The organism is Streptomyces sp. NPDC091287, from assembly GCF_044768525.1.
GTDB lineage: Bacteria > Actinomycetota > Actinomycetes > Streptomycetales > Streptomycetaceae > Streptomyces.
Genome location: NZ_JBIVUV010000003.1, coordinates 348,098 through 373,735, shown reverse-complemented (window position 1 = coordinate 373,735; position 25,638 = coordinate 348,098). Strand labels below are relative to the sequence as shown.

The 25,638-nt window shown below is 70.5% G+C and carries 23 protein-coding genes; 17 read left to right on the top strand and 6 right to left on the bottom strand.

Annotation, left to right across the window (positions count from 1 at the left end; translation table 11 throughout):
• Positions 1 to 88 precede the first annotated feature (88 nt).
• Positions 89 to 1,411 carry a D-arabinono-1,4-lactone oxidase gene (locus ACIQRW_RS06320; protein WP_403755152.1) on the bottom strand — a complete coding sequence of 441 codons (1,323 nt, stop codon included), beginning with the start codon at positions 1,409 to 1,411 and terminating at the stop codon, positions 89 to 91.
• Entirely contained in the window at positions 1,368 to 2,615 is a 1,248-nt protein-coding gene (locus tag ACIQRW_RS06315) for an MFS transporter (RefSeq protein ID WP_403755149.1), read from the bottom strand. Before ACIQRW_RS06315 ends, ACIQRW_RS06320 begins: the two co-directional genes overlap by 44 nt.
• Before the next feature lie 233 nt (positions 2,616 to 2,848).
• Between ACIQRW_RS06315 and ACIQRW_RS06310 the strand changes: the two genes are divergently transcribed.
• Positions 2,849 to 4,006 (top strand): ferrochelatase, encoded by a 1,158-nt coding sequence (locus tag ACIQRW_RS06310; RefSeq protein ID WP_403755146.1) that lies wholly within the window; start codon positions 2,849 to 2,851, stop codon positions 4,004 to 4,006.
• A gap of 34 nt (positions 4,007 to 4,040) precedes the next feature.
• Positions 4,041 to 4,841 carry an inositol monophosphatase family protein gene (locus ACIQRW_RS06305; RefSeq protein WP_403755143.1) on the top strand — a complete coding sequence of 267 codons (801 nt, stop codon included), beginning with the start codon at positions 4,041 to 4,043 and terminating at the stop codon, positions 4,839 to 4,841.
• A 102-nt stretch (positions 4,842 to 4,943) separates the two neighbouring features.
• Here the strand turns inward: ACIQRW_RS06305 and ACIQRW_RS06300 are convergent, their stop codons facing one another.
• Positions 4,944 to 5,117 (bottom strand): hypothetical protein, encoded by a 174-nt coding sequence (locus ACIQRW_RS06300; RefSeq protein ID WP_018957059.1) that lies wholly within the window; start codon positions 5,115 to 5,117, stop codon positions 4,944 to 4,946.
• A 383-nt stretch (positions 5,118 to 5,500) separates the two neighbouring features.
• Here ACIQRW_RS06300 and ACIQRW_RS06295 point away from each other — a divergent pair, with 383 nt between their 5' ends.
• From ACIQRW_RS06295 to ACIQRW_RS06280, 4 genes are all read left to right on the top strand, one after another.
• Entirely contained in the window at positions 5,501 to 6,154 is a 654-nt protein-coding gene (locus ACIQRW_RS06295; protein ID WP_003965735.1) for a response regulator transcription factor, read from the top strand.
• A 5-nt stretch (positions 6,155 to 6,159) separates the two neighbouring features.
• Entirely contained in the window at positions 6,160 to 7,404 is a 1,245-nt protein-coding gene (locus ACIQRW_RS06290) for a sensor histidine kinase (protein ID WP_403755139.1), read from the top strand.
• 405 nt (positions 7,405 to 7,809) lie between these two features.
• Positions 7,810 to 8,106: a DUF4193 domain-containing protein gene (locus ACIQRW_RS06285; RefSeq protein ID WP_003965732.1), complete on the top strand. Its 297-nt coding sequence runs from the start codon at positions 7,810 to 7,812 to the stop codon at positions 8,104 to 8,106.
• A gap of 13 nt (positions 8,107 to 8,119) precedes the next feature.
• Positions 8,120 to 9,073 carry a hypothetical protein gene (locus ACIQRW_RS06280; RefSeq protein ID WP_403755137.1) on the top strand — a complete coding sequence of 318 codons (954 nt, stop codon included), beginning with the start codon at positions 8,120 to 8,122 and terminating at the stop codon, positions 9,071 to 9,073.
• Positions 9,074 to 9,130: 57 nt separating this feature from the next.
• Here ACIQRW_RS06280 and ACIQRW_RS06275 read toward each other — a convergent pair whose 3' ends face one another.
• Entirely contained in the window at positions 9,131 to 9,589 is a 459-nt protein-coding gene (locus tag ACIQRW_RS06275) for a DUF3093 domain-containing protein (protein ID WP_371626333.1), read from the bottom strand.
• A 58-nt stretch (positions 9,590 to 9,647) separates the two neighbouring features.
• Between ACIQRW_RS06275 and ACIQRW_RS06270 the strand changes: the two genes are divergently transcribed.
• The 8 genes from ACIQRW_RS06270 (at position 9,648) to ACIQRW_RS06235 (ending at position 17,261) form a co-directional block, all read left to right on the top strand.
• Positions 9,648 to 10,232, top strand: coding sequence for a PaaI family thioesterase (locus ACIQRW_RS06270; protein WP_050360243.1), 585 nt, complete (start codon positions 9,648 to 9,650; stop codon positions 10,230 to 10,232).
• Positions 10,229 to 10,759 (top strand): dUTP diphosphatase, encoded by a 531-nt coding sequence (dut, locus tag ACIQRW_RS06265; protein WP_030577310.1) that lies wholly within the window; start codon positions 10,229 to 10,231, stop codon positions 10,757 to 10,759. The genes ACIQRW_RS06270 and dut overlap by 4 nt, the downstream gene beginning before the upstream one ends.
• 1 nt (position 10,760) lies before the next feature.
• Positions 10,761 to 11,534 carry a DUF3710 domain-containing protein gene (locus ACIQRW_RS06260; RefSeq protein ID WP_403755133.1) on the top strand — a complete coding sequence of 258 codons (774 nt, stop codon included), beginning with the start codon at positions 10,761 to 10,763 and terminating at the stop codon, positions 11,532 to 11,534.
• 158 nt (positions 11,535 to 11,692) lie between these two features.
• Positions 11,693 to 12,427, top strand: coding sequence for an ABC transporter ATP-binding protein (locus ACIQRW_RS06255; protein ID WP_403755356.1), 735 nt, complete (start codon positions 11,693 to 11,695; stop codon positions 12,425 to 12,427).
• Positions 12,428 to 12,607: 180 nt separating this feature from the next.
• Positions 12,608 to 15,151, top strand: a complete 2,544-nt coding sequence (locus ACIQRW_RS06250) for a DUF4118 domain-containing protein (RefSeq protein ID WP_403755130.1) — start codon at positions 12,608 to 12,610, stop codon at positions 15,149 to 15,151.
• A 121-nt stretch (positions 15,152 to 15,272) separates the two neighbouring features.
• The gene (locus ACIQRW_RS06245) at positions 15,273 to 15,968 is read left to right on the top strand and encodes a response regulator (protein WP_403755127.1); all 696 of its coding nucleotides are present in this window, start codon (positions 15,273 to 15,275) and stop codon (positions 15,966 to 15,968) included.
• A 75-nt stretch (positions 15,969 to 16,043) separates the two neighbouring features.
• On the top strand, positions 16,044 to 16,469 hold the full coding sequence (locus ACIQRW_RS06240) for an OB-fold nucleic acid binding domain-containing protein (protein ID WP_170994444.1): 426 nt from the start codon (positions 16,044 to 16,046) through the stop codon (positions 16,467 to 16,469).
• 3 nt (positions 16,470 to 16,472) lie between these two features.
• On the top strand, positions 16,473 to 17,261 hold the full coding sequence (locus ACIQRW_RS06235) for a DUF3159 domain-containing protein (protein WP_403755124.1): 789 nt from the start codon (positions 16,473 to 16,475) through the stop codon (positions 17,259 to 17,261).
• A 157-nt stretch (positions 17,262 to 17,418) separates the two neighbouring features.
• Here the strand turns inward: ACIQRW_RS06235 and ACIQRW_RS06230 are convergent, their stop codons facing one another.
• Together ACIQRW_RS06230 and ACIQRW_RS06225 are read right to left on the bottom strand one after the other, a co-directional pair.
• Complete coding sequence (locus tag ACIQRW_RS06230) at positions 17,419 to 18,096, bottom strand: TrkA family potassium uptake protein (protein WP_032793112.1); 678 nt, start codon at positions 18,094 to 18,096, stop codon at positions 17,419 to 17,421.
• On the bottom strand, positions 18,096 to 18,764 hold the full coding sequence (locus ACIQRW_RS06225) for a TrkA family potassium uptake protein (protein ID WP_007454533.1): 669 nt from the start codon (positions 18,762 to 18,764) through the stop codon (positions 18,096 to 18,098). Before ACIQRW_RS06225 ends, ACIQRW_RS06230 begins: the two co-directional genes overlap by 1 nt.
• Positions 18,765 to 19,086: 322 nt before the next feature.
• Here ACIQRW_RS06225 and ACIQRW_RS06220 point away from each other — a divergent pair, with 322 nt between their 5' ends.
• The 3 genes from ACIQRW_RS06220 to ACIQRW_RS06210 all read left to right on the top strand — a co-directional run bounded on the left by ACIQRW_RS06220 (position 19,087) and on the right by ACIQRW_RS06210 (position 25,523).
• Positions 19,087 to 21,135: an APC family permease gene (locus ACIQRW_RS06220; protein ID WP_403755121.1), complete on the top strand. Its 2,049-nt coding sequence runs from the start codon at positions 19,087 to 19,089 to the stop codon at positions 21,133 to 21,135.
• A gap of 177 nt (positions 21,136 to 21,312) precedes the next feature.
• A complete protein-coding gene (locus ACIQRW_RS06215; protein WP_403755118.1) occupies positions 21,313 to 22,641 on the top strand; it encodes a class I SAM-dependent RNA methyltransferase in 1,329 nt (442 codons plus the stop codon).
• 605 nt (positions 22,642 to 23,246) lie between these two features.
• The gene (locus ACIQRW_RS06210; protein ID WP_403755115.1) at positions 23,247 to 25,523 is read left to right on the top strand and encodes a DUF262 domain-containing protein; all 2,277 of its coding nucleotides are present in this window, start codon (positions 23,247 to 23,249) and stop codon (positions 25,521 to 25,523) included.
• The last annotated feature ends 115 nt before the right edge of the window (positions 25,524 to 25,638 follow it).

The following is a 25,638-nucleotide window of genomic DNA, read 5'->3' as shown; positions in this document are numbered from 1 at the left end:
ACCGGCGTACCGCGCACAGCACATCGGCCCCGGCCCCCTCCGCAAGGGAGAGGACCGGGGCCGACGGCGTACCGGAAGCCTCGGTTACTCAGTCGCCGAGCACGCGCCGCAGGTAGTCGTTGCCGAACAGGCGGTCCGGGTCCAGCCGGTCGCGCAGGGCGGTGAACTCGCCGAAGCGCGGGTAGACCTCTGCCAGATAGGCCGCGTCGCGGGTGTGGATCTTGCCCCAGTGCGGCCGTCCGGCGTGCGCGGTCATGATCCGCTCGACCGCGGTGAAGTACGACCGGTGGGGCGTGCCCTTGTAGAGGTGTACGGCGATGTACGCGCTGTCCCGGCCCGAGGCGGTCGACAGGGCCATGTCGTCGGCCGGAGCGGTGCGCACCTCGACCGGGAAGCTGATCTTCAGCGGTGACCGCTCGACCATGGCCTTCAGCTCCCGCAGCACCGCCACCGCCTGCTCGCGCGGAACGGCGTACTCCATCTCCACGAACCGCACGCGCCGCGGGCTGGTGAACACCTTGTACGGGATGTCGGTGTACGTACGCGCCGACAGCGCCCGGCTGGAGAGCCTGGCGATCGAGGGGATCGTCGCCGGGACCGCGCGGCCGAGCGAACAGGCGACCTGGAAGACCCCGTTGGACAGCAGCTCGTCGTCGATCCAGCTGCTCACCCTCCCGGGCGGGGCGGCCGGTCCGGCGCTGCGGTTGTTGCGCTTGGTGTTGCAGTTCCCGGTGTGCGGGAACCAGTAGAACTCGAAGTGCTCGTTCTCGGCGACCAGGGAGTCGAAGTCCGCGGTGACCCGGTCGAAGGTCATCGGCTCCTCACGGGCCGTCAGCAGGAAGATCGGCTCCACGGCGAGGGTGACGGCGGTGATCACCCCGAGGGCGCCGAGCCCGACACGGGCCACCGCGAAGATCTCCGGGTTCTCCCGCTCCGAGCAGACCAGGACCGTGCCGTCGGCGGTGACCAGCTCCAGTGCGCGGATCTGCGCCGCTATCGACGCCGAGTCCCGGCCCGTGCCGTGCGTACCGGTGGAGATCGCCCCGGCGATCGTCTGCTCCATGATGTCGCCCATGTTCGTGAGCGACAGGCCCTCGCGGGCGAGTGCGGTGTTGAGCCGCTTGAGCGGAGTGCCCGCCTCCACCGTCACGGTCATCGTCGTACGGTCGATGTCCCGGATCCCGGTCAGCAGGTCCGGGCGTATCAGCACCCCGTCCGTGGCGGCCGCCGCAGTGAAGGAGTGGCCCGCGCCGACCGGCTTCACCCGCAGGCCTTCCGCGCCGGCCCGGCGCAGTACGTCCGCGAGCTCGTCCACGGACGCGGGGGACTCGGTGCGGGCGGGCCGGGCGGTGACGGTGCCCGCCCAGTTACGCCACGCGCTCGTCGTCGTCCGTGCGTAGGTGTCGGTCATCTTCCCCGCGCCCTTCCGTCGCAGCCGGCCCGGCCAGCCGGCGATATCCCAGGACCGCCACCGCCGCCGCGAGCGCTCCCGCCACGACGGGCACCGCGTACCCCGCCTTCGCCCCGGCGGCGTCGACCACCCAGCCGGCGGCCGAGGAGCCGAGCGCCACTCCGACCGCGAGCCCGGTACTGGTCCAGGTCATGCCCTCGGTCAGCTTGGTGCGCGGTACGTGCGCTTCGACGAGAGCCATGGTGGTGACCATCGTCGGTGCGATGGCGAGGCCCGCGACAAAGAGCGCCACGGCCAGCAACGGAAGGTTCCCGGCCAGTAGGAGGGGGATCATACTCACGGCCATCGCGCAGACACCCACCAGCCACCTGGTCCCGGGGTTCCCCTTCAGGTGCAGCAGTCCGAACACGGCCCCCGCGAGACACGAGCCGAGCGCGTAGACGGCCAGCACCAGGGAGGCCGCGGCCTTGTGGCCGCGCTCCTCGGCGAAGGCCACGGTCACCACGTCCACGCCCCCGAAGATCGCGCCCGTCGCCACGAAGGTGGCCACCAGGACCTGGAGTCCCCGCGAGCGCAGCGCCGAGCCCCCGGTGTGCTGCGACTTCGGGTGCGGCACCGGCTCGGTCGCACGCTGCGCGGTCAGCCAGAAGACGCCGACCAGCAGGAAGCCGGCGGCGATCAGCGGCCCCGCCTCCGGGAACCAGGCGGTGGACAGGCCGATGGAGATGATCGGGCCGAAGATGAAGCACACCTCGTCGACGATCGACTCCCACGCGTACGCGGTGTGCAGATCCCGGCTGGAGCCCCGGTAGATCTCCGCCCAGCGGGACCGGACCATCGACCCCACGCTCGGCACACAGCCCGCGCCCACCGAGAAGACGAACAGCGTCCACTCCGGCGCCCCCTGCTGGGCGCAGATCAGCAGACCCGCCACCGCCGCCACCGCGACCAGCGTGACCGGGCGGAGCACCCGGCGCTGCCCGTAGCGGTCGACCAGCCGGGAGACCTGGGGGCCGCAGACCGCCGCCGACATCGCCAGGGTCGCGGAGAGCGCCCCGGCCAGCCCGTAGCCGCCGGTGAGCTGGGAGATCATCGTCACGACGCCGATGCCCATCATGGACAAGGGCATCCGGCCGAAGAAGCCTGCGGCGGAGAATTCCCTCGAACCGGGGGCGGAGAAGATGGCGCGGTAGGAACTGGGCAAGGGGTACTCCGGTCGTGCCTGTCAGGCGTATAGCTGGCCGATACAGCTTACGGCCGGCCGGACGCCCCGGACACCGGATTCCGGGCGGCGGCCCGGGGGAGCGGCGCACCTGCCCGGCCGCCCGGATTACCCGCCTCCCCGGTCTTTCCGACCGGTCTTTCCGACCGGTCTTTCCGACGGGGCGTCGGATGTCGGTTGCCGCCCTGTCGGAGGCGGGTGGCAGGATCGATGTCATGTCCGATCTGCGCGATCCCGCTCCCTACGACGCCCTGCTGCTGCTCTCCTTCGGCGGCCCCGAGGGCCCGGACGACGTGGTCCCGTTCCTGGCGAACGTGACCCGCGGCCGCGGCATCCCCGAGGAACGCCTCAAGGAGGTCGGCAAGCACTACTTCCTGTTCGGCGGGGTCAGTCCGATCAACGCGCAGAACCGCGCCCTGCTCGACGCGCTGCGCAAGGACTTCCGCGAGCACGGCCTGGATCTCCCGGTCTACTGGGGCAACCGCAACTGGGCCCCGTATCTGACCGACGTCCTGCGTGAGATGACCGCCGACGGACACCGCCGGATCGCCGTCCTCGCCACCAGCGCCTACGCCTCCTACTCCGGCTGCCGCCAGTACCGCGAGAACCTCGCCGAGTCGCTGGCCGCCCTGGAGGCCGAAGGGCTGCCCGTGCCCCGGGTCGACAAGCTGCGGCACTACTTCAACCACCCCGGCTTCGTCGAGCCCATGGTGGACGGCGTCCTCGCCTCGCTCGCCGACCTTCCCGAGGACGTCCGCGCGGGCGCGCACATCGCGTTCACCACCCACTCCATCCCGACCTCCGCCGCCGACGCCTCGGGCCCGGCCGACGCGCACGGCGAGGGCGGGGCGTACGTCGCCGAGCATCTCGACGTGGCCCGGCTGATCATCGAGGCGGTGCGCGAGGAGACCGGGACCGAGTACCCGTGGCAGCTCGTCTACCAGTCCCGCAGCGGCGCCCCGCACATCCCGTGGCTGGAGCCCGACATCTGCGACCACCTGGAGACCCTGGGCGCCGAGGGCGTCCCCGCGGTCGTGATGGCGCCCATCGGCTTCGTCTCGGACCACATGGAGGTGCTCTACGACCTCGACACCGAGGCCACCGCGAAGGCGGCCGAGATCGGCCTGCCGGTCCGCCGGTCCGCCACGGTGGGCGACGACCCGCGCTTCGCCGCCGCCGTGCGGGACCTGGTCCTGGAGCGCGCCGCGACCGAGCGCGGCCGGGCGGTGGAGCGCTGCGCGCTGGGGTCCCTGGGGCCCTCCCACGACCTCTGTCCGGTCGGCTGCTGCCCCGCCAGGGCCCCGAAACCCGCCGCCGCCGGGGCCGACAGCCCGTATGCCCGATCCGTGGACGCCCCTACGGATGCCCCGTAGAGCGCCTGTTCCGCCGAGTCCCCCTGGGAGCACCGTGACCGACCCCGCACTGTCCGAACTGCTCGACCTCGCCCTGGAGGCCGCCCGCCGCGCCGGAGCCCTGCTGCGCGACGGCCGCCCGGCCGACCTGGGGGTGGCCGCGACCAAGTCCAGCCCCATCGACGTGGTCACCGAGATGGACATCGCCGCCGAGAAGCTGATCACCGGCTACCTCTCCGACTTCCGCCCCGACGACGGCTTCCTCGGCGAGGAGGGGTCCAGCTCCCCGGGCAGCACCGGCATCCGCTGGGTCATCGACCCGCTCGACGGCACGGTGAACTATCTCTACGGTCTGCCCACCTGGGCGGTCTCCATCGCCGCCGAGCGCGACGGAGAGCGGGTCGTGGGCGTCGTCGAGGCCCCGATGCGCCGGGAGACCTACCGGGCGGTCCTCGGCGGCGGCGCGTTCGCGAACGGCGAGGCCCTGCGCTGCCGGCCCGCCCCGCCGCTGGACCAGGCGCTCGTCTCGACCGGTTTCAACTACGTCGGACACGTCCGCGCCCACCAGGCGGACATCGCCCAGCAGCTGATCCCCCGGCTCCGGGACATCCGGCGCAGCGGCTCGGCGGCCGTCGACCTCTGCGATGTGGCGGCGGGCCGGCTGGACGGCTACTACGAGCGCGGGCTGCACCCCTGGGACCTGGCGGCGGGCGACCTCATCGCCCGGGAGGCGGGCGCGCTGACCGGCGGTCGCCCGGGGCTGCCCGCCGACGGCGACCTGACGGTGGCCGCCACCCCGGGCGTCTTCGAGCCGCTGCAGGCCGCACTCGACGAGCTGGGCGCCTGGCACGACTGACGGGTCCCGCCGGGGAAGGCCCTGGCGAGGGGCCTGAGGCCACCGCACACGCCACGGGGCCCCGGACACCATGACGGTGTCCGGGGCCCCGTGGCGTACGGCTCAGACGCTGGTGGCGCCGATCTCCACGCCGTGCTCGGCGGCGAGACGGCGCAGATCGTCCAGCTCGCCCTGCTCGACGTCCGCGAGGAAGTCGTCGCCGTCCTCGCGCGCCCGGGTGAGGACGGTCTCGGTCGTCTTGATGCGTTGCAGCAGACCTGCGGTGAAAGCGTCCATGATGCGCCCCCTCATCGTGGGTCGGTGGCACGGGGGTGTGCCCGGGATCCCCCCGGCCGGGGGGCCGGAGGAGCGGGTGATCGCGCCGCCGCTCCGGGGAAACGGAGCGAGCAGTGGCATGCCACGTGACAGGCGTGATCGCGGGTGTGCACCCCTCTTCCCCGCGCCAGGGTTCGGAGAAACCTCAACTGGCCCGGAAATCCGCCGGTTTCCCGGCGGACAGCCGCCGGGAGGTCCGGCCCACCGCCGCCTTACCGCCGGTTTATGCGTGTTGCGGGCAGGATGGAGGCGCACAGTCGGCCATTGCTGCCCGTGTCCGGGCGGGCCCCGCGAGGGCCGCCGGCTCTGTGAACCCATCGAAGGACCGAAGGAAGGACTGCGCCGTGCGCGTACTCGTCGTCGAGGACGAGCAGCTGCTCGCCGATGCGGTGGCCACCGGACTGCGCCGGGAGGCCATGGCCGTCGACGTCGTCTACGACGGTGCCGCGGCCCTGGAGCGCATCGGGGTCAACGACTACGACGTCGTCGTGCTGGACCGGGACCTCCCGGTCGTGCACGGGGACGACGTCTGCCGCAGGATCGTCGAGCTCGGCATGCCCACCCGGGTGCTCATGCTCACCGCGTCCGGCGACGTCAGCGACCGGGTCGAGGGCCTGGAACTGGGCGCCGACGACTATCTGCCCAAGCCCTTCGCCTTCAGCGAGCTGACCGCCCGGGTGCGCGCGCTGGGCCGACGTACGACGGTGGCGCTGCCGCCCGTCCTGGAGCGCGCCGGCATCAAGCTCGACCCGAACCGCCGCGAGGTCTTCCGTGACGAGGTGGAGATCCAGCTCGCCCCGAAGGAGTTCGCGGTGCTGGAGGTCCTCATGCGCAGCGAGGGCGCGGTCGTCTCGGCGGAACAGCTGCTGGAGAAGGCCTGGGACGAGAACACCGACCCCTTCACCAACGTGGTGCGGGTCACGGTCATGACGCTCCGCCGCAAGCTCGGCGAACCGCCCGTCATCGTCACCGTGCCGGGCTCCGGATACCGGATCTGAGGACCATGGCCACCACCCCCGGGCCCCCCGCGGCGCCTCCGAAGCCCACCTGGGAGCCCAAGCAGCAGGAGCCCCCGTACCCCTGGCTGCGCCCGACCATCCGGATACGGCTCACGCTGCTGTACGGCGGGATGTTCCTGATCGCGGGCATCGTGCTGCTGTCGATCATCTACATGCTGGCGGCGCAGGCGCTGCACGTCGGCACGGATCTGCCGTTCAAGCTGCTGCCCGACAGCAAGATCCAGCTCACCAACAACGCCTGCCCCGCCCTCACACCGGGCCTCTCGGCGGACGAGGCGAACGCCGCGCTCAAGGCGTGCAACGAGTCACAGCGCAAACACGCGCTGGACACCCTGCTCAACCGTTCGCTGCTCGCCCTGGTCGGCCTCAGTGTGATCGCCTTCGCCTTCGGCTACGCGATGGCCGGACGCGTGTTGTCCCCGCTCGGCCGGATCACCAGGACCGCGCGCCGGGTGGCCGGGACGGACCTCACCCGTCGGATCGAGCTGGACGGCCCGGACGACGAGCTGAAGGAGCTGGCGGACACCTTCGACGACATGCTGGACCGGCTGGAGCGGGCCTTCACGGCGCAGCAGCGGTTCGTCGGCAACGCCTCGCACGAGCTGCGCACCCCGCTGGCGATCAACCGCACCCTGCTGGAGGTCCATCTCTCCGACCCGGAGGCCCCTCCGGAGCTCCAGCAGCTGGGCAAGACCCTCCTGGCCACCAACGAGCGCAGCGAGCAGCTCGTCGAGGGGCTGCTGCTGCTGGCCCGCAGCGACAACCAGATCATCGAGCGCAAGCCGGTCGACCTCGCGGAGGTCGCCGAGCGCGCCATCGACCAGGCCCGGTCGGAGGCGGTGACGAAGAAGGTCGAGATCCGAGGCGAGCGGGCCACGGCGGTGGTCCAGGGCAACGGCGTCCTGCTGGAGCGGATCGCGCTGAACCTCGTGCAGAACGCCGTGCGCTACAACGTGCCCGAGGACGGCTGGGTGGAGGTCACCACCAAGGCCCGGGACGGACAGGCCCTGCTCGTCGTCTCGAACACAGGACCGGTGGTCCCGGCCTACGAGATCGACAACCTCTTCGAGCCCTTCAGGCGGCTGCGTACGGAGCGCACGGGCAGCGACAAGGGGGTCGGGCTCGGCCTGTCGATCGCCCGGTCCGTCGCGCGGGCCCACGGAGGCCGTATCATCGCGGAGCCCCGCGAGGGCGGTGGTCTCGTGATGCGCGTCACCCTGCCGGTCTGAGAGGCTGCACGATGTGACTCTGCACCGAATCTTCATGTTCGCTTTGGGCGGAATTTTCAGGACCCGTTCCCGGGCGGGTCGTGTGTGATCGATCACAGGGCCGATTTTCGGGTCATCTACTCTCCGTGATCGCGATTCCGTCGGAAAGCCGGTAATCGTCCGGGTTTTCGGGGATGGTTATCACGGGAAGTACACGGGGTGGCACCCGTGAACTGCGCAGTCGGGACCGTGTACGGTCCCCATCGCCACCCAAGCCGAGCCTCGACGAGGCGCCCGGTTGGGTGTCGATTGAGTAACAGACCTTGATGTGAGGCAAGATCTCCGCCTCAGGTCGGGCACAAGTCCGGCCTCTCACGCGTTACGTGCGCTGAGACACCCGTAGACACCCAAGAGGGGGAGAGCGACATGGCAACGGATTACGACACCCCACGCAAGACCGACGACGACGTGGACCAGGACAGCCTCGAAGAGCTCAAGGCACGTCGGAGCGACAAGACGGCATCCGCCGTCGACGTCGACGAATTCGACGCGGCCGAGGGACTCGAGCTGCCCGGCGCGGACCTCTCCAACGAGGAGCTGGCCGTCCGGGTGCTGCCCAAGCAGGCCGATGAGTTCACCTGCATGAGCTGCTTCCTGGTGCACCACCGCAGCCAGCTGGCCCGCGAGAAGAACGGTCAGCCCATCTGCCGCGACTGCGACTGAGGTCGGGTCGGCCGTGGCAGGCGAGACACCGTTCCGGAAGCGGCGCCCCTGGCGCCGGCACGGCCCGGAGGCGAACCAGGACGGTACAGGCGGCACAGGCCCGGCAGAAGGCGGTAACGCGTCTGCCGAGCGGTCCGCCGCCCTGCCGGAGCACTCCGGCAGTTTCGACGACGGGCGAGGCCGTTCGGCCTCGCTCGAGGTGGCCGGGGCGGCAGCGTCGCCGGACCGGCCCGGAGAGCAGGGTCCGGCGGAGCCCACGACCGGGGGCCGCCTGCACGCAGTGAAACGGGGTGTACACAAGGGCCGGGAGAGCGCGAAGGCACTGGCCGCACAGCTGGCCGACCGCATCATCGACACGGCCCCGCGCGTGCCGGTGCGCGACCTCGCGACCCTGCGGAAGCAGTTCCCCGGGCTGGGGCCCGAGGAGCTGGCCGACAAGCTGGTCACGGGAGCCTGCCGGGCCACCGCGACCGTCGGCGCAGGCATCGGGGCCGCCGCCATGATGCCCGTACCGCCCGCCATGATCGCCGAGCTGGCGGCGGAGGTGACCGGCGTCGCCGCGATCGAGATGAAGCTCGTCGCCGAGCTTCACGAGGTCTACGGCCGCCGACCCCCCGGCAGTCTCGGCCAGCGCAGCACCGCGTATCTGACGTCGTGGACGGAGGAGCGCGGCATCGACGTCACCCGCCCCACCACGCTCAACGCCGCGCTGGGCGGTCAGATGAAGCGCGAGCTGCGCCAGCAGATCATGAAGCGTATGGCGCGCAATCTGCCCAACCTGATCCCGTTCATGATCGGCGCCGCCGTCGGCGCCACGATGAACCGCCGCGACACCCGCAAGCTCGCCGACCGGATCAGGAACGACCTGCGCAAGGACCAGATCCGCTGGGACCGGCTGCCCGAGCTGCCTCCGCTGGAGCAGCCCTCGAACCCGGCCGAGCTGCCCAAGGAGATCGAGGGCCCCTGAGCGACGAGGGGCCCCTGAACCCGCACCGGGTCCGGAGCCCCCGCCCGCGACGTCCGCTCAGGCGGTCGGGACGGTGCTCAGCGCCGCCGCCAGGCCCTGCGGGTTCCGCGTCGAGAGGTAGACGTACGGAGTCGGGTCGTCCGGGTCCGTGACCTCCACCCGCACCGCCGTCTCCACATAGCCGCGCAGCAGCATGAACGCACGGGCGTCGGCCTTGTGCGTGCGCCAGGCCCGCGCCTCCTCGGCGTCCAGCACCTCGGGCTCACCGAGCGCCGACAGCGGGATCCGGGCGTCGCCGGCGACGAGCGCCCCCGCCACCACCCGGATCCGGGCGGAGCCGTAGCTGCTCACCAGGAGCGCGGCGGCGACCGTGCCGCCGGCCAGCCCGGCGAGCAGCGGCAGGGTGCCCAGCGGCAGAAGCATCAGAGCACAGGCGACACCGACCCCGAAGGCGATGAACCACCAGGAGCGGGGCGCGGTGAGACGTTCGTCGAAGGGCGGTGCGGAAGGCTGCATGGAACCAAGCTTGGCACGGCGCGACCGGCGGACTGCCGCGCGGGTAAGGTCTGCGCCTGTGAGTGGAACATCAGCAGCTCTGACACCCCCGGCAGACGCCGTCGCACCGGTCCGGCACCCCGACGCGCCCGCCCCCGGCGAACTCCTCGGAGCGCACTACGAACACTGTTTCGGCTGTGGCGGGGGGCAGCCGCACGGACTGCACCTGATGGCGCGGGCCGGTGAAGGCGTGAGCGTCACCGCCGAGTTCACCGTGCAGCCCGCCCACCAGGGCGCCCCCGGCCTCGCCCACGGCGGCGTGCTCGCCACCGCGCTGGACGAGACCCTCGGATCGCTGAACTGGCTGCTGCGCACGATCGCGGTGACCGGACGGCTGGAGACCGACTTCGTCCGCCCCGTCCCCGTGGACACCGTGCTGCACCTCGACGCCCGGATCACCGCCGTGCACGGCCGGAAGATCTACTCCACCGCCACCGGCCGGATCGGCGGCCCCGACGGGCCCGTCGCGGTCCGGGCCGACGCCCTCTTCATCGAGGTCAAGGTCGACCACTTCATCGACAACGGCAGGCCCGCCGAGATCCAGGCCGCCATGTCCGACCCCGACCAGGTCAGGCGCGCCCGCGCCTTCGAGGTGAACCCGTGACCCGCAACCCCGTCGACGTACTGATCCGCCTGCTCGACCCGGACGTGCCGATTCCGGCCTACGGACACCCGGGGGACGCCGGGGCCGACCTGGTGACCACCGAGGCCGCGGAACTCGCCCCCGGCGAGCGGGCGGTGCTCCCCACCGGGGTGTCGATCGCCCTGCCCGACGGGTACGCCGCGTTCGTTCACCCGCGCTCCGGCCTCGCGGCCCGCTGCGGAGTGGCCCTCGTGAATGCCCCAGGGACGGTTGATGCCGGGTACCGTGGGGAGATCAAGGTGATCGTGGTCAACCTCGATCCACGCGAGAGCGTGCGATTCGAACGGTTCGACCGGATTGCCCAATTGGTTGTCCAGCAGGTCGAGAAGGTGCGCTTCCACGAGGTGGCGGAACTTCCCGGCTCGGCGCGGGCCGAAGGGGGCTTCGGGTCCACCGGCGGCCACGCGTCGGTGGACGGCGCCGAGGGCGGGATCACCCACGGTGGGAACAGCTACGCTTCGGTCGTATCCGACCGGGAAGGACAGTGACGTGTTCGGACGTCGCAAGAAGAGTGGTTCCGCCGAGGACGCGGCGGACGAGGTGCGCGAGGCCGAGCAGGTCGCCGACGAGCCCGAGGGCAGTGACGGCGCCGCCAAGGGCGCCCGTCGGATGAACCTTCCGCCGGCCCCCAGGCCGGACGGACCCTGGGACAGCACCGAGGTCACCCAGCCCGGCGAGGGCCGGGTCGACCTGGGCGGCATCTTCGTCCCCGGGGTCGAGGGCATGGAGCTGCGCGTCGAGGTGGCCGGGGACGCGATCGTCGCCGCCACCGTGGTGCTGCGCGACAGCGCGGTCCAGCTTCAGGCCTTCGCCGCCCCCAAGAAAGAGGGCATCTGGGGCGAGGTCCGCGAAGAGATCGCCTCGGGCATCACCCAGCAGGGCGGCATCATCGACGAGGTCGAGGGCCCGCTGGGCTGGGAGCTGCGCGCGCAGGTCCCCGTACAGCTTCCGGACGGCACGGGCGGTGTGCAGCTCGTGCGCTTCGTCGGCGTCGACGGGCCGCGCTGGTTCCTGCGCGGAGTGATCTCCGGCCAGGGCGCCGTCCAGCCGGAGGCCGCCGGGCTGCTGGAGACGATCTTCCGGGACACCGTGGTCGTCCGCGGCGACGGCCCGATGGCCCCCCGCGACCCGATCGTCCTCAAGCTCCCCAACGACGCCCAGATGGTGCCCGAGGGCGTGCAGCAGGATGAGCAGGAGGGCTCGAAGTTCTCCGGCGGCATGGGCCAGCTCCAGCGCGGCCCCGAGATCACCGAGGTCCGCTAGCGGTACGCGGCAGGACCTCGCGGTCATCGCAGCACAGGCCGGTGGGCCGCACCCTCTGCGCGGGTGCGGCCCACCGGCCATTGCCCGGCCGTGCGTCGTACGCCCATACTGGCGGGCGACGACGCAGCCACGTGAGCACGTGAGTACGGGGGAGCATGATGACCGAGAGCACCAGCGGGCAGTCCGGCACGGCCCTGGCCGAGAACCCGGCCCGTACGGTCATGGTCACGGTCGAGGACCTGCACCGCTCGTACGGGAGCGGAGCGGCGGCCGTGCACGCCCTGCGCGGGGTCTCGTTCGAGATCCCCCGAGGCGAGCTGGTCGCGCTCAAGGGCCGCTCCGGCTCCGGCAAGACCACCCTGCTCAACCTGGTCGGCGGCCTGGACACCCCCGACGGCGGCCGGATCACCGTCGACGGCACCGAGCTGTCGGGGCTCGGCGAGAAGGGGCTCCTGGAGCTGCGCAGGGACCGGGTCGGCTTCATCTTCCAGTCCTTCGGACTCATCCCGATCCTGACCGCCGCCGAGAACGTCGGCGTACCCCTGCGGCTGCGCAAGGCCGACCCGTCCGAGCGTGACGAGCGGGTCGCCCTGCTGCTCTCCCTCGTCGGCCTCGCCGACCACGCCGAGCAGCGCCCCGGCGAGCTCTCCGGCGGCCAGCAGCAGCGCGTCGCCATCGCCCGCGCCCTCGCCAACCGCCCCGCCCTCCTGATCGCCGACGAGCCCACGGGGCAGCTCGACGCCGAGACGGGGCTCGCCGTGATGGAACTGCTCCGCGCGGTCGTCCGCAGCGAGAACGTCACCGCCCTCGTCGCCACCCACGACCCCCAGCTGCTGGGCCTCGCCGACCGCGTCCTGGAGCTGAGCGACGGCCACATCGTCGAACACGGCTGACGCTCCCGCAGCGCCCCAGCCCCCGCCCCGGCGCGCATCAGAGTTCCGTCAATACGCTCCCCACCTGCACTCCCGGGACCGAACCACGGCCCCCGGCGGAGTAGCGTCGAGGACGGCAGCCGCACCGGGCGCCACCGGCCCTCCGCACGACAGGGCCGGACGGAAGAAGACAATGGGGCCATGGGACGCGGCACACTCCGGATCTATCTCGGCGCGGCACCGGGCGTCGGCAAGACGTACGCGATGCTCTCCGAGGCGCATCGCAGGGTCGAGCGCGGGACCGACTGTGTGGTGGCGTTCGTGGAGCATCACGACCGGCCGCGGACCGAGGTCATGCTGCACGGGCTGGAGCTGCTGCCGCGCCAGGAGCTGGAGTACCGGGGCACCGTCTTCACCGAGATGAACGTGGACGCGGTCCTTGAGCGGGCCCCGGCGGTGGCGCTGGTGGACGAGCTGGCCCACACGAACGTCCCCGGCTCGCGCAACGCCAAGCGCTGGCAGGACGTCGAGGAACTCCTGAAGGCCGGGATCGACGTCATATCCACGGTCAACATCCAGCACCTGGAGTCGCTGGGCGACGTCGTGGAGTCGATCACGGGGGTCCGGCAGCGGGAGACAGTCCCCGACGAGGTGGTGCGCCGGGCCGACCAGATCGAGCTGGTCGACATGTCGCCCCAGGCGCTGCGCCGCCGGATGGCGCACGGCAACATCTACCGGCCCGACAAGATGGACGCGGCCCTCTCGAACTACTTCCGCCCCGGCAACCTCACCGCCCTGCGCGAGCTGGCCCTGCTCTGGGTCGCCGACCGGGTCGACGAGTACCTCCAGCAGTACCGGGGCGAGCACAACATCCGCACCACCTGGCAGGCCCGCGAACGCATCGTCGTCGGACTGACCGGCGGGCCCGAGGGCCGCACCCTCATCCGCCGCGCCTCCCGGATGGCGGCCAAGGGCTCCGGCAGCGAGATCCTCGCCGTCTACATCGCCCGCAGCGACGGCCTGACCTCCGCGTCCCCGAAGGAGCTGGCCGTCCAGCGCACCCTGGTCGAGGACCTTGGCGGCACCTTCCACCACGTCATCGGCGACGACATACCGGCCGCCCTGCTGGAGTTCGCCCGCGGCGTCAACTCCACCCAGATCGTGCTGGGCTCCAGCCGCCGCAAGACCTGGCAGTACATCTACGGCCCCGGGGTCGGCGCGACCGTCGCCCGCGAGTCGGGACCCGACCTCGACGTCCACATCGTGACCCACGAGGAGGTCGCCAAGGGCCGCGGTCTGCCCATGGCCCGCGGTGCCCGGCTCGGCCGCGCCCGGATCATCTGGGGCTGGCTCGTCGGCGTCCTCGGCCCCGTCCTGCTCGCGGTGGTGCTGCGCAGCATGGAGGACGCCCCCGGCCTCGCCAACGACGTCCTGCTCTTCCTCTTCCTGACGGTGGCCGCCGCCCTGCTCGGTGGACTGCGGCCCGCGCTCGCCTCGGCGGCCGTCGGCTCCATGCTGCTGAACTACTGGTTCACCCCGCCCACCCACACCCTGACCGTCCAGGACCCGGAGAACCTCGTCGCCATCGTGATCTTCTTCGCGGTGGCGGTGGCGGTCTCCTCCGTGGTCGACCTCGCGGCCCGGCGCACCCACCAGGCCGCCCGGCTGCGCGCCGAGTCGGAGATCCTCTCCTTCCTCGCGGGCAGCGTGCTGCGCGGCGAGACCGCCCTGGACGCCCTGCTGGACCGGGTCCGCGAGACCTTCGCCATGGAGTCCGTCGCCCTGCTGGAGCGCAGCAGCGACGTCGAACCGTGGACCTGCGCCGGATCCGTCGGACCGGCCCCGGTCACCCGCCCCGACGACGCCGACGTGGACATGCCGGTCGGCGACAACATGGCCCTCGCGCTGTCCGGCCGGGTGCTGCCCGCCGAGGACCGCCGGGTGCTCGGCGCGTTCGCCGCCCAGGCCGCCGTCGTCCTGGACCGCCAGCGCCTGGTCGGGGAGGCCGAGCAGGCCCGCAGGCTCGCCGAGGGCAACCGGATCAGGACCGCCCTGCTCGCCGCCGTCAGCCACGACCTGCGCACCCCGCTGGCCTCCATCAAGGCCGCCGTCAGCTCGCTGCGCTCCGACGACGTGGCCTGGTCCGAGGAGGACGAGGCGGAGCTCCTGGAAGGCATCGAGGACGGCGCCGACCGGCTGGACCACCTGGTCGGCAACCTGCTGGACATGTCCCGCCTCCAGACCGGCACCGTGACCCCGCTGATCCGCGAGATCGACCTCGACGAGGTGGTCCCCATGGCGCTCGGCGGCGTCCCGGAGGGCAGCGTCGACCTCGACATCCCCGAGACGCTGCCGATGGTCGCCGTCGACCCGGGACTCCTGGAGCGGGTCGTCGCCAACATCGTGGAGAACGCCGTCAAGTACAACCCCGGCCAGGAGCCCGTCGCCGTGGCCGCCAGCGCCCTCGGCGGCCGGGTCGAGCTACGGGTCGTGGACCGTGGCCGGGGCGTCCCCGACGAGGCCAAGGAACGGATCTTCGAGCCCTTCCAGCGGTACGGGGACGCCCCGCGCGGCGCCGGAGTGGGCCTCGGCCTCGCCGTCTCCCGGGGGTTCGCCGAGGCCATGGGCGGCACCCTCGACGCCGAGGACACCCCCGGCGGCGGGCTGACCATGGTCCTGACCCTCACCGCGGCGCCGGGCGGCGTCCGTACGGAGGCCGAGCTGCCGGCCCGGGCCACCTCATGACAGGTCCCCGCGGGCCGGGACGCCCCTGCGCGTACGCGGCCCGCCTCCACGCATGTCCCTCCGTCTCCCCGTACAGCAGGGTTCTCCCCTCCTCCCCGTGCAGCAGAAAGGCAGGTCCGCGATGACCCGGGTGCTTGTGGTCGACGACGAGCCGCAGATCGTCCGCGCCCTCGTGATCAACCTGAAGGCGCGCCAGTACGAGGTGGACGCCGCGCCCGACGGGGCGACCGCCCTCCAGCTCGCCGCCGCCCGCCACCCCGACGTCGTCCTCCTCGACCTCGGGCTGCCCGACATGGACGGGGTCGAGGTGATCAGGGGCCTGCGCGGCTGGACCCGGGTGCCGATCCTCGTACTCTCCGCGCGTCACACCTCCGACGAGAAGGTGGAGGCCCTGGACGCCGGTGCGGACGACTACGTCACCAAGCCGTTCGGCATGGACGAGCTGCTGGCCCGGCTGCGCGCCTCGGTACGCCGGGCGGAACCGGTCGGTCAGGAGGGCGGCGCCGATGACATCGCGCTGGTCGAGACGGCGGGCTTCACCGTCGACCTGGCGGCGAAGAAGGTGCACCGGTCCGGGCGCGACGTACGCCTCACCCCCACCGAATGGCATCTGCTGGAAGTCCTCGTCCGCAACGGCGGCCGCCTGGTCAGCCAGAAGCAGCTCCTCCAGGAGGTCTGGGGCCCCTCCTACGGCACCGAGACCAACTATCTGCGGGTCTACATGGCCCAGCTGCGCCGCAAGCTGGAGGCGGACCCCTCGCACCCCCGGCACTTCGTCACCGAACCGGGCATGGGCTACCGCTTCGAGCGCGGCTGACGGGCGCCGGGTCACCCTTTCGAGTGGTCGCCCAGCGCCTCCGTGTACCGCGCGCAGGACCGGTACCCTTCGGGTATGAGTGCTGTTCCCCGATCCGAGAAAGCCGGGAAGGCCGGGAAGGCGGCGAGACCTTCCGGGCGCTTCCGCCGTATGCTCGACCGGCTCTCCAGCTCCCAGGAGGACCTGGAGTCCCAGGAGCTGCGGGAGGACGCGCAGGCCACCGGATGCACCCGGATCTCCGAGTGCTCCGATCGGCAGATCGTGAAGGTGGCTGGTACGTTGCGGACCGTCACCCTCCGTCCCCGGGCCGGAGTGCCCGCCCTGGAGGCGGAGCTCTTCGACGGAACCGAGCCGCTGGACGTGGTCTGGCTCGGCCGTCGTTCCATCGTCGGCATCGAGCCCGGCCGCAGGATCATCGCCTCGGGGCGGGTCGCCATGAGCCATGGCCGCCGGGTGCTGTTCAACCCCACATACGAACTCCGACCGCTCGGCAAGGAGTAGCCGGTGACGTCTCTCGACAAGCCGACGTCCGAAACGGACCAGCCCCACCGCACGGACCCGCAGCACGCCGGCGGGAGGCACGCCGCCCAGCAGGACGACGCGAAGGCCGTCACCGAGGCTGCCCTCTTCGAGGCCTTCGGCGGCGTGCGCGGCATGGTGGAGACAGTCCTCCCCGGGCTGCTCTTCGTCACGATCTTCACCATCAACAAGAACCTGAACGCGTCGGCCATCGCGGCCCTGGCGGTCTCCCTGGCCCTCGTCGCCGTCCGACTGATCCGTCGGGACACCGTCAAGCACGCCTTCAGCGGCGTCTTCGGGGTGGCCTTCGGCGTCGTCTTCGCGAAGATGACGGGCGACGCCAAGGACTTCTACCTGCCGGGCATGCTCTACACCCTGGGCCTCGCGGTCGCCTACATCGGCACCGCGGTGGCCGGGGTGCCGCTGATCGGCCTGATCCTCGGCCCGGTCTTCAAGGAGAACCTCTCCTGGCGGACCCGTAACCCGGGCCGGAAGAAGGCGTACACCAAGGCCAGTTACGCCTGGGGCTTCATCCTGCTGGCCAAGTGCGCAATCCTCTTCCCGCTCTACTGGTGGGGCGATACCACCGAGTTCGGCTGGGTGCTCATCGCGCTGAAGATCCCGCCCTTCCTGCTCGCGGTCTATCTGACCTGGATCTTCCTCGCGAAGGCACCGGCGCCGATCGACGTCTTCGCCGAGATGGAGGCCGAGGAACAGGCCGAGAAGGAGCGCAAGGCGCAGGCCGCCGCGGCACTCCGCGACCCGGAGGCCTGACCCGTACAACCCGGCATCGCAGGGGGTCCCGTAAAACCCGGCATCGCAGGGGGACCCGTACACCGGGCTTCGCAGGGGGATCCGTACACCCGGCTTCGCATGGGAAGGGGCCCGGAACCGCTCAGCGGTTCCGGGCCCCTTCCCCTCGCTCTGTCGGTCAGTCCTCCGACGGATCGCGGCGGACCGACAGCAGGTCCTCCAGCTGCTCCTCGCGCGCCTGGGCGGCCACGAACAGCAGCTCGTCACCGGCCTCCAGGGACTCCTCGGGGCTCGGCGTCAGCACCCGCGTACCCCGGATGATCGTCACCAGCGAGGTGTCCTCGGGCCAGGCGACGTCCCCGACCCGGGTACCGGCCAGCGCCGACTCCGGCGGCAGGGTCAGCTCCACCAGGTTGGCATCGCCGTGGCTGAAGCGCAGCAGCCGGACCAGATCGCCGACGCTCACCGCCTCCTCGACCAGGGCCGACATCAGACGCGGCGTCGAGACGGCGACGTCCACGCCCCAGGACTCGTTGAAGAGCCACTCGTTCTTCGGGTTGTTCACCCGGGCCACCACGCGCGGCACGCCGTACTCGGTCTTGGCGAGCAGCGAGACGACCAGGTTGACCTTGTCGTCCCCGGTCGCGGCGATCACCACGTTGCACCGCTGCAGCGCCGCCTCGTCCAGCGACGTGATCTCACAGGCGTCCGCGAGCAGCCACTCGGCCATCGGGACCCGCTCCACCGAGATGGCGGTCGGCGCCTTGTCGATCAGCAGCACCTCGTGCCCGTTCTCCAGCAGCTCGGCGGCGATGGAACGGCCCACCGCGCCCGCCCCGGCAATCGACACACGCATCAGTGACCGTCCTCCTCGGGACCCTGGGCGAAGGCCTCTTCGACCTTGGCGATCTCGTCCGTACGCATCATCACGTGGACCAGGTCGCCCTCCTGGAGGACGGTCTGCGAGCTCGGCAGTATGGCCTCGCCCAACCGGGTGAGGAAGGCGACGCGGACCCCCGTCTCCTCCTGGAGCGTGCTGATCTTGTGGCCGATCCAGGACGGCGTCGTGTGCACCTCGGCGAGCTGCACACCCCCGCTCGGATCGCGCCACAGGGGCTCGGCGCCGGAAGGCAGCAGCCGCCGCAGCATCTGGTCCGCCGTCCAGCGGACCGTCGCCACGGTGGGGATGCCGAGACGCTGGTAGACCTCGGCGCGGCGGGGATCGTAGATCCGCGCCGCGACGTTCTCGATGGAGAACATCTCGCGGGCCACCCGGGCCGCGATGATGTTCGAGTTGTCGCCGCTGCTGACCGCGGCGAACGCGCCGGCGTCCTCGATCCCCGCCTCGCGGAGGGTGTCCTGGTCGAAGCCGACCCCGGTGACCCGGCGACCGCCGAATCCGGACCCGAGGCGACGGAACGCCGTGGGGTCCTGGTCGATCACCGCGACGGTGTGCCCCTGCTGTTCCAGGGTCTGTGCGAGAGCGGCTCCGACGCGCCCGCAGCCCATGATGACGATGTGCACTGTGCGCCTACCCCGCCGTCCTGGTCATCCGGCTGACCTGCGAAAACACGCTGCTCACACTTCTCTCTCAGCTTGCTGGGCAAACAACGGGGCTCGCACCCGCGGTGCGTCCCGGAGTCGAGCTTATGCGCCGGGGCAGTCAATCCCTCATCCGAGTGTCCGCATCCTCGCGCACTCCGGCAAAGGGAAAGCAAAATAGGCCGAACGAGCGCAAGGATTGCGTTAAAGAATAACGGGGCGTTCTCCGCCGACCGCAGGAGATTGCGGGGCCACGTCGAAAGGGCGTGCGTTTCGGCCACGGGCTCCGCTTACGATCCTCAGCGTGTCCAAACTGACCGACCTGCCCAAACGGATCCTGATCGGCCGGGCGTTGCGCAGCGACAAACTCGGGGAGACCCTCCTCCCCAAGCGCATCGCGCTCCCCGTCTTCGCGTCCGACCCGTTGTCCTCGGTGGCGTACGCACCGGGAGAAGTCCTCCTCGTGCTGTCCATCGCGGGGGTGTCGGCGTACCACTTCAGCCCCTGGATCGCCGTCGCGGTCGTCGTCCTCATGTTCACGGTCGTCGCCTCCTACCGGCAGAACGTCCGCGCCTACCCGAGCGGCGGCGGCGACTACGAGGTCGCGACCACCAACCTCGGCCCCAAGTCCGGACTGACCGTCGCCAGCGCCCTGCTCGTCGACTACGTCCTCACCGTCGCCGTGTCGATCTCCTCCGGCGTGGAGAACCTCGGCTCCGCGATCCCGTTCGTCATCGAGCACAAGACGCTCTGCGCCATCGGCGCCATCGTCCTGCTCACCCTGATGAACCTGCGCGGCGTCAAGGAGTCCGGAAAGCTCTTCGCCATTCCCACCTACCTCTTCGTGGCCGGCGTCTTCCTCATGATCCTCTGGGGCGCGTTCCGGGGAGTGGTCCTCGGCGACACGATGCACGCCCCCACCGCCGATCTGGAGATCAAGCCCGAACACGAGGGGCTGGCCGGCTTCGCGCTCGTCTTCCTCCTCCTGCGGGCCTTCTCCTCCGGCTGCGCTGCTCTCACCGGGGTCGAGGCGATCAGCAACGGCGTGCCCGCCTTCCGGAAGCCGAAGAGCAAGAACGCCGCGACCACGCTCGCCATGATGGGGCTGCTCGCCGTCACCATGTTCTGCGGCATCATCGGCCTGGCCCTGGCCACCGACGTCAAGATGGCCGAGAACCCGGCGGTCGACCTGATCCGCGACGGCGTCCCGGTCGGCGCGGGCTTCACCCAGGACCCGGTCATCGCCCAGGTCGCCGAGGCGGTCTTCGGCCACGGTTCCTTCCTCTTCATGGTCCTCGCGGCCGCCACCGCCCTGGTCCTCTTCCTCGCCGCCAACACCGCGTACAACGGCTTCCCGCTGCTCGGCTCGATCCTCGCCCAGGACCGCTATCTGCCGCGCCAACTGCACACGCGCGGCGACCGCCTCGCCTTCTCCAACGGCATCGTGCTGCTGGCGGGCGCCGCGATCCTGCTCGTCTGGATCTACGGTGCCGACTCCACGCGGCTGATCCAGCTCTACATCGTCGGGGTGTTCGTCTCCTTCACCCTCAGCCAGACCGGCATGGTGCGGCACTGGAACCGCCTGCTGACCGACGAACGGGACCAGGCCAAACGCCGCCACATGGTCCGCTCCCGCGCCATCAACGCCTTCGGCGCCTTCTTCTGCGGCATGGTCCTGGTGATCGTCCTCGCCACCAAGTTCACCCACGGCGCCTGGGTGGCCCTGCTCGGCATGGTCATCTTCTACGGCACGATGACCGCGATCCGGAAGCACTACGACCGGGTCGCCGCCGAGATCGCCGCCGACGAGACGCCCGCGGACGAGAGCGTGCGCCCCTCCCGCGTCCACGCCATCGTCCTCGTGTCCAAGCTCCACCGCCCCACGCTGCGCGCACTCGCCTACGCCAAGCTGATCCGCGCCGACCACCTGGAGGCGCTCTCCATCAGCGTCGACCCGGACGAGACGAAGGCGCTGCGCGAGGACTGGGAACGGCGCGCCATCAACGTCCCCCTCAAGATCCTCGACTCGCCCTACCGCGAGGTGACCCGCCCGGTCATCGAGTACGTGAAGGGTCTGCGCCGCCAGAGTCCGCGCGACGTGGTCAGCGTCTACATCCCGGAGTACGTGGTCGGCCACTGGTACGAGCACCTGCTGCACAACCAGAGCGCCCTGCGCCTGAAGGGCCGCCTGCTCTTCACCCCGGGCGTCATGGTGACCTCTGTCCCGTACCAGCTCCAGTCCTCCGAGGCGGCGAAGAAGCGGGCCCGCAAGCGCGCCGACTGGAGCGCTCCGGGCTCGGTCCGCCGGGGCCCGGTGGAGCGGAGGCACAAGGAGCCGAACCGCAAGGGGTGAGACCGTGGGGGAGCGAGACCGGCCGGTGGCGTGCGGACGTCAGGACCCCGTCCGGAAGGCGCGAGGTGGCGGGGGCCGGGCGTGGTCAGCACCCTGACCACGCCCGCGTAGACTGGTGGGCTGTCGTCCGGCCGCAGGCCCGACCGTTTTCCCCCTTTCTCCCTGGAGCCTCCCCTCATGCAGAACGAACCCACGTCGTCGCTGGTCGGGGAGGAGTACGAGGTCGAGGTCGGGCCCGTCGCACACGGCGGCCACTGCATCGCCCGCACCGACGGGAACCAGGTGCTCTTCGTACGCCACACGCTCCCCGGCGAGAAGATCATCGCCAGGGTCACCGACGGCGACACGGACTCCCGCTTCCTGCGGGCCGACGCCGTACGGATCATCGAGCCGTCCAAGGACCGCGTCGAGGCGCCCTGCCCGTACGCCGGCCCCGGCATGTGCGGCGGCTGCGACTGGCAGCACGCCAAGCCGGGTGCGCAGCGCCGCCTCAAGGGCGAGGTCATCGCCGAGCAACTCCTGCGGCTGGCGGGCCTGACCCCCGAGGAGGCCGGCTGGGACGGCACGGTCATGCCGGCCGAGGGCGACAAGCTTCCCGCGGGCGAGGTGCCGGCCTGGCGCACCCGTGTCCAGTACGCCGTCGACGCCGACGGCCGCGCGGGCCTGCGCAAGCACCGCTCGCACGATGTCCAGCCGATCGACCGCTGCCTGATCGCCGCGCCGGGCGTCTCGGAGCTCGGCGTCGAGAAGCGCGAGTGGCCCCAGATCGCCGGGGTGGAGGCCATCACCGCCACCGGCTCGAACGACCGCCAGGTCATCCTCACCCCGAAGCCCGGCGGCCGGCTCCCCCTGGTCGAACTCGACAAGCCGGTCTCCGTGCTCCGCGTCGACGAGAAGGACGGCGGCGTCCACCGCGTCCACGGCCGCGCCTTCGTCCGCGAGCGCGCCGACGACCGCACCTACCGCGTCGGCTCGGGCGGCTTCTGGCAGGTCCACCCGCAGGCGGCCAACACCCTGGTCCGCGCGGTCATGCAGGGCCTGCTGCCCCGCAAGAACGACACCGCCCTCGACCTCTACTGCGGCGTCGGCCTGTTCGCCGGCGCCATCGGCCAGCGCCTCGGCGAGAAGGGCGCGGTCCTCGGCATCGAGTCCGGCAAGCGCGCGGTCGAGGACGCCCGCCACAACCTGAAGGACCTGGACCGGGTCCGCATCGAACACGGCAAGGTCGACCAGGTCCTGCCCCGCACCGGCATCACGGAGTGCGACCTGATCGTCCTGGACCCGCCGCGCGCGGGCGCGGGCAAGCAGGTCGTCAAGCACCTGTCGGGGCTGGGCGCACGCAAGATCGCCTACGTGGCCTGCGACCCGGCGGCGCTGGCACGGGACCTGGCGTACTTCCGGGACGGGGGGTACAAGGTGCGGACGCTGCGGGCGTTCGACCTGTTCCCGATGACGCATCATGTGGAGTGCGTGGCGATCCTTGAGCCTGCTGGCAAGGGTGCCTGACCTGCGGTTTTGTGATCCGGGTGAGATGCTCGACCTGTTTCCTTCCGTGGAGCGGGTCGAGTGCCCGGCCTGACTCTCGAAGCCTCCTGAACTGCGAATTCATCACGGAGTCGCTTGCGTCCGCGACGTCCTCAAGGTCTCGTTCGGAGATTCTTGACGCTCGTATGACGCTCGAATCGGGAGTCCCAACCTCAAGGACCTCTCCGGCTGCGGCCGGGCGGGCCGGGCCCTCGGCATGGAGGGTGAGGATCTCCTCCCGGCGGCGGCGTGAGCTGGCATCCTGGTCCCCGGATTCCTGGAGCCCAGTGCGAGCCAGCCCAAGCGGCAGGGCGTGGCGCCGATCCGAGGTCGTGCTTTCATCCGGCCGTCCGGCCAGCAGGCGTGGCGTTCGGTTGACCGGATGGTCGGCCTCGAATCCAGGCCCAGGGCATTATGGACTTGGGCGGGACAAACCTCAGTTGGGCCACGCCACCATGGGTTCTCCTTGTGGCCAGCTCCATTGGTCCTGTGGTGCGGTGTGTCCGCGTGGTAGAAACCTGATGCTGTTCCCGCGCTCTTGATACTTCCACCGACCAGTTGCCCTCGGACGTTTGGAGACCTCAGCTGTGCCATCCACTCTGTATCGCGACACCGGTTACACGCTCCGGCACCTGATCGAGAACATCGAAGGTGGCCGTATCGGACTCCCCGACATCCAACGCCCGTTCGTCTGGTCCGCGGCGAAGACCCGCGATCTCTTCGACTCGATGTATCGGGGCTACCCGATCGGCACCCTGATGTTCTGGGAGACCGGCGCTGAGGTGGGGACGCGGCAGATCGGAACGGAAGTGAGCGATCGAGCACCGCAGCTGTTGGTCGTCGACGGGCAGCAGCGACTCACCGCCCTGTTCGCCGTCCTCACCGGGCGCAAGATCGTCACCAAGTCATTCGACGAGATCAACGTTCGCATCGCGTTCCACCCGGAGGACCAGACATTCGAGGTCACTGACGCAGCGATCGAGCGTGATGCCCACTTCATTCCGGACATCACCGCGCTCTGGGCCCAAGGCGGTTACAAGCCCACCGTCCGTCGCTTCTTCCAACGGCTCGAAGAGGCCAGCGGACAGTCGTTGTCGGAGGCTGCCAAAGATGAGCTCGAAGAACGCATAGATGGAGTCCGAGACCTGCACGACTTTCTCTTCCAGGTTGTGGAGCTGGGTGCTTCGGCCGACGAGGAGCAGGTCGCCGACATCTTCGTACGCATCAACTCCGAAGGCGTGAAGCTCAATCAGTCCGACTTCATCCTCACTCTGATGTCAGTGCATTGGGAGGAGGGGCGCCGCCAGCTCGAAGAATTCAGCCGCGGCGCGGTGATCTCAGGGCTCCCCGATCCGAGCCCTCGGAACGCCTTTCTGGACCCGAGTCCGGACCAACTGCTGCGCGTAGCGGTCGCTTTCGCTTTCCGGCGCGCCCGGCTGCAGCACGTCTACAGTGTCCTGCGGGGAAAGGACCTCGGAACCGGAAAGGTCACCGCCGCGCGACGGCAGGAGCAGTTCGATCGGCTCGCCCGAGCACACACGAAGGTCCTGGACCTGACCAGCTGGCACGAGTTCTTCCAGTGCGTCAGGATGGCCGGCTTCCGCAGCCGCAAGATGATCACCTCGGACAACGCCCTGCTGTACAGCTACACGATCTGGCTGATTGGACGCCACGATTTCGGGCTGACGGCCGATGAACTCCGTCCCCTGATCGGACGGTGGTTCTTCATGGCGCACACCACCGGCCGGTACTCCAACTCGCCGGAGTCGCAGATGGAGTCCGACCTGGGGCGCATCGGCAGTCTGCCGCCAGGTGATGGCCGAGCCTTCGCTGCGGAACTCGACCGGATCATCGCAGCGAACTTCACTGGCGACTACTGGGACATCTCTCTGCCGAACCGGTTGGACACGTCCTCGTCGCGTTCACCGGTGCTGTTCGCCTACCAGGCTGCGCTCGACATCCTCGACGCCGAAATGCTCCTCGGCGACCAACGGATCCGTGATCTGCTGGACCCCTCAGCCAAACCCGTCAAGGCCGTCGGCCGGGACAACCTGTTCCACGGCAAGGTGCTCGCCGGACTGGGTATTACCGACCGACGCCAAGTCAATGCCATCGCGAACATGGCGTATGTGACGTGGCCGGCGGACGAGCTGTCCAACAGCGACGCACCACATGACTACTGGCCGAGAATCACGGACGCTATGGACCCGAAGGTGCTCGAGCGGCAGGTACGGTGGCACGCGCTCCCGGTCGGCTGGGAACAGCTCGACTATTTCACCTTCCTGGAGCGGCGGCGTCAGCTGATCGCCAAGGTTGTGCGGGAAGCGTTCGAAACCCTCAGAGGGAAACGCCCTGCGTACGTCCCGACCACCCCGGCCGACATGATCGCCGCCGGCGAATCCCAGGGCACCGAGTTCAAGGCCAGCGCGCGCTGGAACGTGCACACCCGGCAGGCCGACAAGTCTCTGCGGCACAACATCGTCAAGGCCGTCTGCGGCTTCCTGAACGGCGAGGGCGGAAACCTGTATATCGGCGTCGCCGACGACGGGACCGTCCTCGGTATCGAGAACGACCTCACCACTCTGGAGTCGCAGGCCAGCGTCGACGGATACGAGCTCTTCGTGCGCCAACTCATCGACAGCAGCCTGTCGACCCCGACAGCCACCACCGTCCGCGTCGGCTTCCCTGAAATCGCCGGCAACGTCGTCTGTCAGATCAGTGTCGCCGCGGCAGGTATGCCGGTGTTCGCCAAGCCCGCCAAGGGCGGCAACGGCGCCACCGACTTCTGGGTCCGGGTCGGCAACGCCACGAAACAACTCCACGGTGATGACCTCCTGCGCTACAAGGAGGATCACTGGGGATGAGCATCCTCATGGTCGGCCCTTTGACAGGGAGGGGATGACCTCGGGCCTGGAGACGGTTACGTCGCCCCGCATACCGGCGTCAACCGGACAATCACTCTGGTTCCTGTCCAGGAGC

What these genes read in the sequence shown, in the direction of transcription:
- ACIQRW_RS06320 (WP_403755152.1), bottom strand. Translation starts at nt 1,411, where the DNA reads ATGACCGACACCTACGCACGGACGACGACGAGCGCGTGGCGTAACTGG.
- ACIQRW_RS06310 (WP_403755146.1), top strand. Translation starts at nt 2,849, where the DNA reads ATGTCCGATCTGCGCGATCCCGCTCCCTACGACGCCCTGCTGCTGCTC.
- ACIQRW_RS06300 (WP_018957059.1), bottom strand. Translation starts at nt 5,117, where the DNA reads ATGGACGCTTTCACCGCAGGTCTGCTGCAACGCATCAAGACGACCGAG.
- ACIQRW_RS06290 (WP_403755139.1), top strand. Translation starts at nt 6,160, where the DNA reads ATGGCCACCACCCCCGGGCCCCCCGCGGCGCCTCCGAAGCCCACCTGG.
- ACIQRW_RS06285 (WP_003965732.1), top strand. Translation starts at nt 7,810, where the DNA reads ATGGCAACGGATTACGACACCCCACGCAAGACCGACGACGACGTGGAC.
- ACIQRW_RS06275 (WP_371626333.1), bottom strand. Translation starts at nt 9,589, where the DNA reads ATGCAGCCTTCCGCACCGCCCTTCGACGAACGTCTCACCGCGCCCCGC.
- ACIQRW_RS06255 (WP_403755356.1), top strand. Translation starts at nt 11,693, where the DNA reads ATGACCGAGAGCACCAGCGGGCAGTCCGGCACGGCCCTGGCCGAGAAC.
- ACIQRW_RS06250 (WP_403755130.1), top strand. Translation starts at nt 12,608, where the DNA reads ATGGGACGCGGCACACTCCGGATCTATCTCGGCGCGGCACCGGGCGTC.
- ACIQRW_RS06245 (WP_403755127.1), top strand. Translation starts at nt 15,273, where the DNA reads ATGACCCGGGTGCTTGTGGTCGACGACGAGCCGCAGATCGTCCGCGCC.
- ACIQRW_RS06240 (WP_170994444.1), top strand. Translation starts at nt 16,044, where the DNA reads ATGAGTGCTGTTCCCCGATCCGAGAAAGCCGGGAAGGCCGGGAAGGCG.
- ACIQRW_RS06230 (WP_032793112.1), bottom strand. Translation starts at nt 18,096, where the DNA reads ATGCGTGTGTCGATTGCCGGGGCGGGCGCGGTGGGCCGTTCCATCGCC.
- ACIQRW_RS06215 (WP_403755118.1), top strand. Translation starts at nt 21,313, where the DNA reads ATGCAGAACGAACCCACGTCGTCGCTGGTCGGGGAGGAGTACGAGGTC.